At 35.5% G+C, this 13,666-nt stretch carries 9 protein-coding genes; 1 reads left to right on the forward strand and 8 read right to left on the reverse strand.

All coding sequences use genetic code 11. The annotated features are described in order from the left end of the window. Positions 1-18 precede the first annotated feature (18 nt). Positions 19-1,401: an anthranilate synthase component I family protein gene (locus BT999_RS01360; RefSeq protein WP_072695710.1), complete on the reverse strand. Its 1,383-nt coding sequence runs from the start codon at positions 1,399-1,401 to the stop codon at positions 19-21. 736 nt (positions 1,402-2,137) lie between these two features. Here BT999_RS01360 and BT999_RS01365 point away from each other — a divergent pair. Further along, positions 2,138-2,404 (forward strand): RNA recognition motif domain-containing protein, encoded by a 267-nt coding sequence (locus BT999_RS01365; protein WP_072695712.1) that lies wholly within the window; start codon positions 2,138-2,140, stop codon positions 2,402-2,404. A 165-nt stretch (positions 2,405-2,569) separates the two neighbouring features. On the opposite strand, the gene BT999_RS01370 is transcribed toward BT999_RS01365, so the two are convergent. The 7 genes from BT999_RS01370 to BT999_RS01400 form a co-directional block, all read right to left on the reverse strand. Continuing rightward, complete coding sequence (locus tag BT999_RS01370; RefSeq protein ID WP_072695714.1) at positions 2,570-2,752, reverse strand: ferredoxin; 183 nt, start codon at positions 2,750-2,752, stop codon at positions 2,570-2,572. A gap of 16 nt (positions 2,753-2,768) precedes the next feature. After that, positions 2,769-6,332: a response regulator gene (locus BT999_RS01375; protein ID WP_072695716.1), complete on the reverse strand. Its 3,564-nt coding sequence runs from the start codon at positions 6,330-6,332 to the stop codon at positions 2,769-2,771. Between the two features lie 127 nt (positions 6,333-6,459). Further along, positions 6,460-9,432 (reverse strand): hybrid sensor histidine kinase/response regulator, encoded by a 2,973-nt coding sequence (locus BT999_RS01380; RefSeq protein ID WP_072695718.1) that lies wholly within the window; start codon positions 9,430-9,432, stop codon positions 6,460-6,462. A gap of 499 nt (positions 9,433-9,931) precedes the next feature. Then, entirely contained in the window at positions 9,932-10,720 is a 789-nt protein-coding gene (dapB, locus tag BT999_RS01385) for a 4-hydroxy-tetrahydrodipicolinate reductase (protein WP_072695720.1), read from the reverse strand. Positions 10,721-10,878: 158 nt separating this feature from the next. Further along, complete coding sequence (locus BT999_RS01390; RefSeq protein WP_072695723.1) at positions 10,879-11,268, reverse strand: hypothetical protein; 390 nt, start codon at positions 11,266-11,268, stop codon at positions 10,879-10,881. Positions 11,269-11,298: 30 nt separating this feature from the next. After that, on the reverse strand, positions 11,299-12,528 hold the full coding sequence (locus BT999_RS01395) for a tetratricopeptide repeat protein (protein WP_178139293.1): 1,230 nt from the start codon (positions 12,526-12,528) through the stop codon (positions 11,299-11,301). 110 nt (positions 12,529-12,638) lie between these two features. Continuing rightward, entirely contained in the window at positions 12,639-13,625 is a 987-nt protein-coding gene (locus tag BT999_RS01400) for an MBL fold metallo-hydrolase (protein ID WP_072695727.1), read from the reverse strand. Positions 13,626-13,666: the final 41 nt, after the last annotated feature.

The raw sequence follows: 13,666 nt of genomic DNA on the forward strand, positions 1-13,666 counted from the left end.
TTTACAATTTTAAATTAATTATTTGACATCATTAAGAATTGTTCTCATGATTTTTGATTTGTTCAGACATTCCTGCCATTCTGCTTCGGGTTTTGACTCAGAAATAATGCCTGCTCCTGCCTGCCAGTATATTTTATTTTTATTTGCCCATAGGCTACGAATGGCGATGCCAAAATCAAGGTGTATGGCATCTTTGTCCAGACCTATCCAGCCTATTGCTCCGGCATATGCAGCTCTTGGTATTTTTTCCAAATCGGCAATTAATTCAAAAGATTTTTGTTTAGGGGCTCCGCTAACTGTTCCGGCGGGAAAGGTCGCTTTAATTACATCAACCGCATCACAGTCGGAACGTAATTTTGCTTGAATGCGTGAAGTTAAGTGCATTACATGAGAAAAACGTTCTAATTCCATATAGCGTTCAAGTTTAACCGAACCTATTTCGGCGACTTCTGAAAGATCGTTACGTCCTAAATCCACCAACATAACGTGTTCGGCCTGATCTTTTGGGTCTGAGAGTAACTCGTCTGCCAAGAGAGCGTCTTCGATAGAGTCGTCGCTGCGGTGTCTTGTTCCGGCGATAGGACAAAGGCGTAAATTTCCGCCATCACAGGAAATCATTAATTCAGGCGAAGAACCTAAAAGTGTTCCGTCAGGCAGGTTCATATAAAACATATAAGGAGAAGGGTTTAAACGACGTAAACGACGGTATAAAGTAAAGGTATCTTCTTTTAACTGTGCTTGAAAATGTGCGGATAAAACGAGTTGAACGGCTTCACCTTGATTTATCAAATCTTTTGCACGTATAACGTTATTGATATATTCTTCTTTTATTGTATCTTTGTTGTGATAATTACTTGGAATATTTGAATGTTTTTTGCTCGCTTCTTTGAGTTTTATCTTGCTGTCTAAGAGAGAGAGTTTGGTAATTCGATTATAAATATGGTCAAAAATAATAACTGTTCCGGGCAAGGCTAAACCAAGACAGGCATCTTTTGCGGGTAATTTTGTTTGTAATTTGGGGTTAAACAAAGAAACAAGCCCGTATCCTAAATATCCGTATAATGCTCTTGTGATCGGAGCTTGGGGTGAAATCTCTTGATCGGGTTTAATTTCAAGTGTTTTTATAAGTGTTCTTAAACCTTCGACAAAGGGTAAGCCGATAAGTTCTTTCATCTCGTCAAAGCGACTATCTAAAATGTCTAAATCTAATTTATCATCATTATTATTGATATGTAATAAAAAATCTGTGGCGATGATACTATAACGCCCCCAAGTTCCGTCAACAGCGGCACTTTCCAATAATATTCCGTATTTTTCCCCGACTAAACGCATAAATAAACCAACGGGCGTTTCTAAATCGCTTTCTAAGATAGAAGCTTTTTGTTGTAAGCTGATTTTCATTTGATTAATCCTTTTATTAATAGTTAGTGTTTAAAAGCAATAAAAAAACCGCTTCTTGTGGTTAGTAAGAAGCGGTTTAGCGAAATAAACTTAAAGGTCGATCGTTTAGACCCTACTTCTTACAATAGAGTAATTCCACCACCAAGAAAAAGTGTTGTTTTTAAAGTTTAAGCGAGAATTTTTTGTTGTTGAATTTAAGATCATAATGTTACCTTTAAAAGTTTGTTTGTTGATTTTGTTAATAAAAAAAGGCTGTGGTTTAACACAGCCTTTGGGAATATACTTTTTACAGGGTACAACTTAAGACTGCGAAAAACGCAAGTTGATTAAGTTTTGCCACCACAAGTTGTTGTTTGATAGATATATCATTGTAAGACCCTTAATAACAGAATTGAGATTACTGTTAAATTTTTAGTTAATCTGTTAAGAAAATATCTCTCAAGAAAAAAAATGTCAAGTTTTTTGAAAATAATTTTTATTACATATGCTATAATATGCTATTCAATTATATGTGTTATATGATTTTTTTTGTTTAATTTCAATATAAACATTATTTTTTATATACCTGATTTGTTCTGTTAATATATTTTTATATGTTTTTCTCATATTTAGTATATTTTTTGTTGACCTTTTGACGCTTTTCATTCATAAGTTAAACGTCCGTGAAGTTCAGCAGATGTTTGCAGAACATGGTTTGCACGGTTTAGGTTTCATAATTTTCAAGAGGTTTATTTTTATGTCTAAGTCAATTTATGTGGGTAATCTCCCTTGGTCTGCAACTGAAGAAGAAGTTGCCAATCTTTTTGCTGAACACGGCACTGTCCAATCAGTTAAACTCGTAACAGACCGTGAAACAGGGCGTGCCCGTGGTTTTGGTTTTGTTGAGATGGACGATGCTACTGCTACTGCTGCTGTAGAAGCTCTCGACAACTCAAACTTTGGCGGACGTACTCTTCGTGTTAACGAAGCTCGTCCTCGCACTCCTCGTGCTCCACGCATGTAACCCACAGATTATTCGAAAAACAATAAAACCACTTTGATGTTTCAGAGTGGTTTTTTTTATTTGTGTATAAAATTTATCGGAATATTAACTTAACAAAATTTTAGCCTGTATTTTAGCCTGTAAAGTATTAGTGGCACCAGTTCAATGATGGACCAATTATTCTGGCTAAGTCATTTCAATGCAATCAGCGGGACAGATCGCAATAGCTTCTTTAACACAAGGAGCGGTGCTTTCCGGTGCAATAACCAGAGCTTTGTCTCCATTACTGTTCATTATAAAGACGCTTGGGCAAACTTCTTCGCACCCTCCGCAACCGACACAGTCGCCTTCATATATTACGATAAACATTTTCAATATCCCTAATTTATTGTTTTAGTGTGTTATTATGAATAATTTCTAATGCTTCTTCAAAGTCAAAACGTTGCACTTTTTCAGAGAGTAATTGAAAATCAGTCGTAGAAAAGAGAGTTTTTAATTCTTGAGTATTTTCTTCAAAAACTTGTATCGCTTCAGAATCATCGTCTTTTAAAAGAGTCTCAAGTTTATTTAAAATTGTAATTAGTTTTGTTTGGTCTATAATTTTTTCCGGACTTTTGGTTATTGTTTGATTTACAAGCTCTGATTTGAGCTCTTCAGGAGTTTCTGGCGTTTTTTGTGCAGTTTCTTCTGTTGGGTTGAGCCATGTGTTTAGTTGGATACAAATATTTTCAAAAATAAGATCATTTTTACTTAACATATTTTGAATTTCTTCTTTTGTTGTCGTACTGTTTTCTTTTAAGGCGTGTTCCAGTTCGGCGGAGATACTTGATAATTCGTCTGCACCAAGAGAGGCCGCAAGACCTTTTACCGTGTGTGCCAGCCGTTCAGCACCAGAGTTATCATTATTTTCTATCAGAGAACGTAATTCTTCGTGGGCATTTCCGTTGTATTTGATAAATTGTTCTGCGAGTTTTCTATAAAGCTTTAGGTTCCCGCCTAATCTTGCAAGGGCTTTTTCTATATTAATTCCCTTCATAAGTTTGGCGTTATTTGCGATTGCCTGTTCTTGTGTTGTTGGTTCTGTTTTGTCTTGTACTTTGGCAATATTTGTTCCTTTTGATGTTGTTGTAACATCATAAGGTTTTTGTAGGGTCTTATCGGTAGGATGCACCGATGTGGCAAGCTCAGTAACTTCTTTTTTTGTTTGTTTTTCTGTTGGTACAAAATGACGTTTTTTCAGCCAATGATCAATAACAGAGAAAAAACGATTAATTTCAATTGGTTTTGAAATATGATCATTCATTCCGACATTAAGGCAACGTTGACGCTCTTCAACCAATGCGTGTGCAGTCATTGCGATTATGGGCAATTTGCTAAATCTTTGATCTTTGCGTATTTGTTTTGTGGCTCCATATCCGTCCATCACCGGCATTTGAAGATCCATCAATATAAGATTATATTGATCGTTTGAGTTAGAGAGCATATCTATGGCTTCTTGTCCGTTGTTTGCGATAGTAACGGTCGCGCCGGCATCTTCTAATAGTTCGACGGCGATTTGTTGGTTTACAAGGTTATCTTCAACCAACAATATTTTTGCACCGGTGAAATTAATATCGCTGGTATTAATTTCACTTAATTGTTCATTTTGTAGTCCGGTGTTTCCCTGGGTTTCTATAGAGTCTGGATCTTGGTCTTCGTTACTTAGAGCGAACATAATAGAATCAAGCAGAACCGATTGGTTAATAGGTTTATGTAAAAAACCTGATGCTCCGGCGTCTTCGGCTTGTTGTTGTACTTCTGAACGCCCAAAAGCCGTAACCAGAATAATTTTCGGTTGTGATTTAAGGTTAAGTTTTTGAAAAATATGGGTCATGGCTTCAATACCGTCAATTTCCGGCATTTTCCAGTCCATAAATACAAGTTGGAAGGGGTCGTCTTGATCTGCTTTTATCAGCATTTGAAAAGCTTCTTTTGCTGATGCCGCACTATTAACTTTAAAGCCAAAGCCCGCAATCAAACTTGTTAAAACTTCTCTAGCAGCACTATTGTCGTCAACAACCAAAATATTTGTTTGTAACGCCGGAAGAGCGGTTTTTTGAACCTGTAAGTCTTCATTACCTCTTTCAAGCAAGGCATCAAAGCTGATTTCCGTTCCTTGACCAATTTCGCTTTTGACTTTAATACTTCCTTCCATCATTTCAACAAGGCGCTTGGTAATAGTAAGACCAAGTCCGGTTCCGCCAAAGCGTCTTGTTGTTGACCCGTCTGCTTGAGTAAAAGCTTTGAACAGATTTTTTTGTTGATCCGGGGTCATGCCTATTCCGGTATCTTTAACGCTAAATATTAGTTTTATCTTGTTTTTTTCTTCTGATTCCAGCCTACAGGAAAGTATTACTTCTCCTTTGTCCGTAAACTTAACAGAGTTATTCATCAGGTTGGTGATTATTTGTCCTAATTTAAGAGGGTCGCCGATAAGGTTATGCGGAACGTCTTTTTCTATGACAAACAATATCTCCAAATCTTTTTCGTTGGCTTTTTGTGAAACTAAAACGCTGATGTTTTCAAAAATATCATCGAGGCGAAAAGGGATATAGTCTAAAGTAAGTTGACCTGATTCGATTTTTGAAAAATCAAGAATATCGTTAATTATTCCTAATAGGGTAGTTCCGGCGGAATAAATATTTGAAATATAGTTGTGTTGTTTAGGAGTAAGTTTTGTTTTTTGAGCTAAATAAGCCATGCCTATAACTGCGTTCATCGGGGTTCTGATTTCGTGGCTCATATTGGCTAAAAATTCACTTTTAGCTTTATTAGCAACATCAGCGGCCATTTTTGCATTAATTAGTTCTTTGGTTCTCTCTTCGAGGGCTTCTGCCATTTCGTCAAAAGAGTGAGCAAGTATTCCGACTTCTCCTTTTAATCCGCCTAAGTGAGAACGTGTTGTTAAGTTTCCTTTGGCAAGAGATTGTGCAGAACGCAGTAATGATACAAGCGGTTGAATCAGTGCTTTTTGGCTTAAAAACCAAGTTGTTAACAGGGTGAAAACAGTTACTGCCAAAAGTGCGGTTAAGTCTCGCCATAAAAAAGTATTGGCGTTGTTTTTTATAGAAGTTGCGGGAATAGAGATAACGCTTGCAAGATATAATCTTTTATTGTCCGGACGAGTTAAACGTTCGTAAGTTATATTTATCTTTTCTCCGTTTTTATCTGTTTCCGTAAATTTTCCAAAAGCTTCTTTTTGATTTTTGATTTTATCCCAAAGCTCAGAAGAAAGAAATGCCAGTTCGGCGTTATCTTCGTCTTTTTGGTTTTGTTCCGGTGGATATCTTGAGACTATTGCACCGTTTCTGTCTATCAGTGTAAATTTTGCACCTTTTATTGAATTAAGAAGAGAATAATCGATAACACCGGTGTTTTGTTGTATGCTGGCTATTATAACTGTAGTAATTTCCCCATTTTTATCTTTTATCGGATAAGAAAAGTGGAGTGTGTTTTTTTCTAAAATATTGTCAAGTTTTAGGTTGCCAATACTAAAATCACCTGATTTGACAGCGTTTTGAAAAGAATCTTCATCTTTTATGTTGATGCCGGGTTTCCAATCTACTCCTGATGCAAAGACATAGCCATCTTTGTCAGCTAAAAATATGTTGTTGTAAATTGGATATTGGTCAACCAGGGCTTGTAAAATATTGGTAGAAAAGGCAATATTTTTTTCTTGTATTTCGTCTAGTTGAGATAACGTTTTTAATAATACTCTAGTGTTTTCGACTAAAAGCTGATTTTGTGTTCCAACAGTCAAGATAAGGTCGCTTGATCTGTTGTCTACGTCTTGCATATAAATATTTTTGCTTTCTATGCTTGAATATACAATGGTTATAGCAGCCGGAATAACAGCTAACAATACTATAAAATATAAAATTTTACTTATGGAGCCTGAAAATAGTTTCATAACGTTGTTCTACCGATATTATTAAGTGCTTAATTGTTAAGTATTTTTGTTTTATAAAAGGTTAAGTTTATTTTTAGCGTGTTATTTGTAAACTGTCTATTGTAAATTGTGGTAAATTAAAGTTTGGTTAGTGAGAGTTAATTAATTCTTCAAGCATAACGATAACAGAATCATAATTTATATTGTTTATGTTTTTCAATATGTTTTGCAGTATGTCATTGGGATATTCTTTGTTTAATTTAGATAAATTTTGTTTAAACAAAACAGCTCCTTCCGAGTCGTCATTTTTTAATAATTGAATAATTTGTAGGATAATAGTTTTTAATTCTGTTTCTTGGGGGTTAATTATCTCTCGTCCATTTCGCCAAATATTTAAAGTTTCAAATAATTGTTCAACATCAAAAGGTTTACCTATGTATCCGTCCATGTCGACTTCTTGGCATTTTCTTTTTTCTGAGTCATCAGTTGAGGCAGTCATTGCAATAACAGGTAAGAGTTCAAATCTTTTGTCGGCTCTTATTTTTCTTGTTGCTTCTATTCCACCAAGAACGGGCATTTGCAGATCCATTAAGACGACGCTTACTTTATTGTTTTTAGAATAAATATCGTTTAATATATCTAGGGCTTCTTGACCATTATTGGCAATTAATACTTTATAATTAGCGCTTTCCAATATGTCGACAGCAATTTCTTGATTTATAAGGTTGTCTTCGACCAATAAAATCAGGTTATTGTTTTGTGAGGTGGGTGTTGTTTTAGCTGGTACGATGCGTTTGAGGTCTTTTGGTATTTCTTCTAGTTCTTCCGCATTAGAGTTTGTTTGATCAATAAGTTTATTTTGTTTTATTAAAGAGCTGAGTGTGTCATTAATAATTGAACCGTCTAGAGGTTTATGCAGAAATCCGTCTACTCCAAACGTTTTGGCTTTGTCTGTTATTTCTTTTTTGTTGTATGTTGTTAAGAAGATAACAGTCGGTATTTTGTTTAATCCAAGATTTTTTTTAATATTTTTTGTTGTTTCAAGGCTGTCTGAGTCTGGCATTCGCCAATTAATTAAAACTAAATCATAAGGCATATTCTTTTTATCGGCATTTTTAAGCTCGGTTAACCCTTCGCTTGTATCTGCTACGCCGTATGCCGTATAATTAAGACTAGAGAGAATTGTTTTCATTGATTTTCTGCTAAGGTCATCGTCATCAATGATTAACGTTTTTATGTCGAGGTGGTGGCTTGGTTTTAGGGCAGCAACGTTTTGTTTGGTTAATTTAAAGGTTGCAGAACACAATATTTTTGTTCCTTTTCCTGCTTGACTGTGAATTGTTATATTGCCTTTCATCAAAGTTAAAAGTCGTTTACAGATAGCTAAGCCCAAACCTGATCCGCCAAAGACTCTGGTTGATGAGGTATCGGCTTGTGAAAAAGCGGTAAATAGTTTGTTTGATTGTTCTTTTCCTATACCTATTCCGCTATCGGTAATTTCAAAAACAAGAGTAACTTGGTGTTGAAATATTCCGGCAGAGCTTATATCTAAACGCACAAAACCGCTATTTGTAAACTTTATGGCATTTTCCAAGAGATTATTTAATATTTGAGCGAGGCGAAGAGGGTCGCCTATTATCGAACGCGGAATATTTTTATCTACATAAAAAGTAAAATTAAGCTTTTTTTGTTTTGCACGTTCTTCATGAGTATTTATAATACCGTTGATTAAAAGGTTAAGATCAAAAGGTATTTGTTCAAGATCCATTTTTCCGGCTTCTATTTTAGAGAAGTCTAAAATATCGTTAATTACTTTTAAAAGTTGATGGCCGGCGGAATGAATTCTTTGCAGATAGTCGAGTTGTTTTGTTGTGAGTGGAGATTTCATGCATAAATGTGCAAGTCCTATAATTGCATTCATAGGAGTTCGCATTTCATGACTTATATTTGCCAAAAATTCGCTTTTTGCTTTTATGGCACTTTCTGATTGTTCTGTTGCCTCATTAAGCTCGGTTGTACGCTCTTTTAGCGTTTTTGAAATATTGTTGAAGGCAACGGCGATATTTTTAAATTCTATAATCGGGTCTTTGATTGATGTTAGGTTATCAAAATCGCCGTTTTTTAAAGAGTTAACAGCAGAAATTAAGCGGTAGGTGGGTCTTCTTAATAAAAAGAAGCTAATTCCCGGTGCTAAAATCAAGGTCAACAAGAAAGCGATTATAAAGCGATATAAAGTATGATATAAAAGGGCGTTGGCATCAGCATAAATTGGAGCTTGCGGCAAAGAAAAGAGTAGGTGAATATCAAAACCGGGTACAGCATCTAAATTTAAGTTGGAGAAAGTCATTATAATATCGTCGGCTTCTCCTCTTTGAGTTTGAGGGTCAACGGTTTGCCCTTTATCTTTATTGGGGTTTAAACTCCACCACATACTTGGCGGAACGTTATCGGCAGGCATCATTTCAGGATTATACGGATATGAGGAAATGAGTTTTCCTTGTGAATCAATAAGTTCGATATATGCACCCTCTGAGAGTCTTATGCCATCTCCGATAAAACGCTGAAGTGCGGGAATTTGTATTGCCCCAACTAAAACGGCAACGATTTGTCCGTCTTTTGCTAAAACAGGATAAGCTACATATAATACAGGAAAATTGGCATCGCCACCATACCTGCTTATTACGTCAACGCCACTTATGACAAAATCTCGATAACGTAAGGCGTTTACAAAAAAAGGCACATCAACCACATCCGGAGTGGCTTCGCCTTCTACCCCTGAGACTAATAAGTTACCGCGAGTATCATATAACAAGAGATTGTTATAGATTTTACTTTCATTTGTAAGCTGGTGCAAGAGGGCTTGTGAGGCGTTTAAGTCAAGGTCGCGCACGGGGCTTGCTTGAGATAATAAAAAAAAATGGTTTCTTACATGGTTAAATATTTGTTCTTGTTGGTTACTTAATGTGTTGGTGATATTTTCCGCTCGCAGATTAGAGCCTTGAATAATCGCTCTTCTTTGTTGTACCCCCGAAAATAAAATAATACACAATGCCGGTACTGTTGCAAGCAAGAGTATTATTGTAAGAGTTCGGTGAACAGAGCCAACAAAATAACGTAACATTTTTAAGTATACCCGATTTTTATATTAATAATGCGATAGTTGATATATTTAATCAAAGGTGTTTTGTTTAAATGCCTTTTTATTAAAACTAACAGTTTAGTTTTTTTAATACATTTAACACAGGTGTTATATTGATATGAAATATTGAACAATAGACTCAAAGAGGCTTTCGTTAGAAAGACACTCCAAAAATCACGAATAAGAAAAACTTATTTTTCCTGTGAAATGAATTTTTTTGTGCCTTAAGGCATTTTATGCGGTGTCTAAACAAAGCATAAAATGATGAACAAAGAACGCAAAACCGAGTTTTGCAATGTTTTTTTATATAGTTTGGTTATAGACTATACTAAAATCAATAAAATATAACAAGCATAAAATAATATTAATTATCATAAACACTAATCGACAAAAGTTTCCGACTGAAAGAATTTAAGCAAACAGGCGGAAACTTTTGTTGATATAAAAAACTAAATTTAACAATAGATTAAGATATGATAAATTAAAGTAAATCTTTCATGCAATATAATGTTTGGGGTTTTTGCTTGATGAGCCACTTAGCCGCTCTTAAAGCCCCTTGTGCAAAAGTTTCTCTTGAATGTGCGTGGTGGGTTACTTCTATACGTTCGCCGGATCCCAAGAAATAAACAGTATGTACTCCGATAACATCACCGCCTCGCAATGCTTGCATTCCTATTTCATCTTTTTGACGTGCGTTGTTAATACCTTCTCTGGTGTAAACAACGTGTTCGTCAAGGTTAATGTCTTTAGCTGTTGCAACACATTCTGCCAACATTTTTGCTGTTCCGCTCGGAGCGTCTTTTTTCTTGTTGTGATGAATTTCCATAATTTCAATATCATAATCAGAACCAAGAGCTTTAACCAAACCGGGAAGGTTCTGTAAAAGAGCGTTAACTCCTATGCTCATATTAGACGACCAAAAGATAGGCGTTTTTTTTGCCAGTTCTTTAAGTTCGGCTCTTTCTTCGTTGGAAAATCCAGTAGAACCAATTACAAGACAGCCACCAAGTTTAGCGACAGTATGAGCCACATTTAGACTGTTTGCAGGGGAAGAAAAATCAATAATAACAACCTTTTTTGTGTCGTCAACTTGTCTTAAAGCTTCTTCAAGGTTAGCACTAACAGGACAACCCCAGTTCTTAACACTTAAATCTTCTGTGTTTCGAGACACAACTCCTACAAGCGTAAGATCCTTATCTTCTTTAACTAACTGACAAAGAATTTTTCCCATGCGTCCGTTGGCACCTAAAATAATAATGTCGGTATTCATATAGAGTCCTTTAAGAAAATAATGTGATTAAGTTTTTGCGAAAAGCATGAGTTTTATTTGCTTAACAGCAATTTTTTATGTGAACATTTAAACGATTTTGGTCTTAAACCATTTTTCTGTCAATAATAAAAATATGTAATATTATTAATATGTTTTATCTAATGTCCCGAATATGCCAAGATATTGTTTAAAGGAGTGGTAGAATATTGTATTGTGTGGTTTTGAAATATTAATCTGGTTAAGTTCCAGTTTTCAATATCAATATAATCAAGGCGACCTTCAACGTCTTGAAAAATATTATTTAAGGGGTAAGAATTTTTATTTTTTGGGTTAGTTAGATTAAGCTCTTGTAAAAAGTCTTCAAAGGGGAAATAAAGACCTTCAAAAGAACAGTTAAGCTCTTGTTTGTTTTTGTTATAAGTAAAGCTATTATCTAGGCTTTCTTCTGTGCTTATTGCCTCAGAAATAAAGGGTTTTAAACGTTCAAAAGCTTTTTCCGATACGCCACTAAGCAATCCGTATATTTTTATTAAGGTGTTATGTTGCATGTTTATGGCTGTTAAACTTGGTTTATTTATTTATTTTTTACAATATCCTTGGGCTATTCCCCACTGATAGTTTTGGCAACTGTCAAAGGTACAGGCGGAATAAAAATCTTTGCACATATTTTTATAATCAGCCTGAAATAAATAAGCCGCACCTCTGGCATTATAATAAGTAGGAGAGTTTGGGTTAAGCTCTAACGCAGAAGAAAAATCTTCTATGGCTAACGCCGGAAGGTGTAAACTCATATATGCAACGCCTCGCATATGAAACATACGAGCTTTGGTTTTATCAAGCTTTATCGCAGAGCTAAGATAATCAATAGCGTCTTGTGATTTTCCTTCGACCAAAAGAGCCTCACCCAAAGTTCCTAAAATAAGCGGGTTATCTTGGTCAAACTGGATAGCTTTTTTCATGGTTTCGACAACTTGTTCGGGGTTTGACCATGTTGTAGGCTGTAAATTGGGCAAAACTTCTCTAAAAAGTTCCAGAGCGGAAAGGGCATCAGTAAGTTTTTTAAAGCGAACGGTCATCTCTAGTTTTTTATTTGCTTGAGTCGGATTTTTTATTTCTGCGTCGCTTAAACTAATCAATTCTTTTAATAGGCTGTTTTCTTTTTTGATGCTGTCTGCTGTAAAAAACAAAAGTTCCGGATTGTTTAAAACAGTTGTTACTGAAAAATCTACAGCATTTTGATTGGGAGCAGAATAACGAGGAACAATTCCAACGCCGGCTCGTACAGATAGTTCAGGCGAAAAACCGGCGAGTTCCGGTGGTAAAATTTCGGTTGTATAAACCGCATAAGCCAAGGCAAAAGGATCAAGCGGGGCTGTGTTTTTTGTCGAGTTGGCAAAAGCTTGTACATCAGGACGCAAGACTAAAGAGCGGGCGGCATCGTCCATCGCCACATAACGAGCCTTGGCAACAGCGAGGGCAAGAGCCGTTTCTTTACGCAATGCTCCTTTAAATTGTTGGTCTTCGCTATAAACTTTGCCCGTACTTTTTCTTGTTTGTTTTTTTAAATCATTTTGAGCTTTGGTTGTTGCGTTAGTGTTGCTTTGTTGAGTTGAGTTCGTTGTCGAATCTGTTGCATTGGTGCCTATTGAATTAGTGCCCGTTGCATTGGTGCCTATTGCATTGGTGCCTATTGCATTGGTGCCTATTGCATTTTGTGCTTTAAGGCTCAGAGCAGAGCTAAAAAAAATAAGGTTTAAAATAACAAAAATTTTAGCTAGTTTGAGTTTGTCAGCTTTATAAAAAAACATAATGTTGTTCATAGGATTTTACTTTAGTATAATTTATTAAGAATATTAATCAAAGCGGTTAGTCAAATTTACTTTTGTTTAACCGCTTTGAGTTATTGTTTATAGTGGTTTTATCTTCCGTTTTTATATATAAAGCCTTTTCCGTGTGGTTCAACTCTTCCAAAACCGTAAAATGGAAGGTGAGCTCCGAAGACTATATATTTTTCGCTCGCGGCTTTTTTCATTAGAGCAATTCTTGTTTCAATCGCTTTTTGTGGGTCTACATCATATTTAAAAGCGATGCTTGGATTAGGAAACTGTATTGCAGCTCCGTGTACGGCATCACCCCAAAACATTAATTTTTGTTTACCAGTATTATATTCAAAGGCTGTATGCCCGGGGGTATGTCCGTAAGCTTCTATTGGCTTAAAGCCTGCTATCAACTGATCTGTTACTTCAAATATTTTAATTTTATCTCCGTAAGCTGTAAATACTTTTTGTACTAAGTCAAAATTTGGCTTCGCAGCTTCGGGGGCATTTTTAATAACTTCCGGGTCAAGCCAATATGCCTTTTCTTTTGCATTTATATATATTGTGGCATTTTTAAAGACAGGGTTATTGTCTTTATCTAACAAACCGCCAATATGATCAAAATGTAAATGAGTAATAAGAACGGCATCTATATCGTTAGGATTGATTGTCGCATACTCTAGAGCTTTACTCAGTTGACCGGGGTGAATGTTGCCTTTTTCGTCTTTTATAAAAGACCCAGCTCCGGCATCTATTAAGATCAATAATCTACCTGGTAGTGCTTTTGGGTGATTGTTTTGTTTTAGAAGAAAAACATTGGTAGAAGCCGGCACTTCAAGCTTTGGATAGAGCTTTTTAAAGGCAGCTTGATTTACGCCTTCAAACCACGCTATAGGCATATTTTTTTTAAGGTCTTGAATGCAATAGATTTCTTCGACAGTTCCAAAATTTATTCCATGCATAGATTGGCTGATTATTGGAGCTTTTTGGCTTTTTGCTTCGGCTGTTTTTATGTTATTTAATCCGAACAAGCTGAAGCAGAGAATTGTAACAAGTAATACACTGATTTTTTTTATTAAGTTTACCATAACGTTCCTCGCTGTTATCGTTTTAATTTTTATTATAAAAA

This window comes from Desulfovibrio litoralis DSM 11393, from assembly GCF_900143255.1.
Classification (GTDB): domain Bacteria; phylum Desulfobacterota; class Desulfovibrionia; order Desulfovibrionales; family Desulfovibrionaceae; genus Frigididesulfovibrio_A; species Frigididesulfovibrio_A litoralis.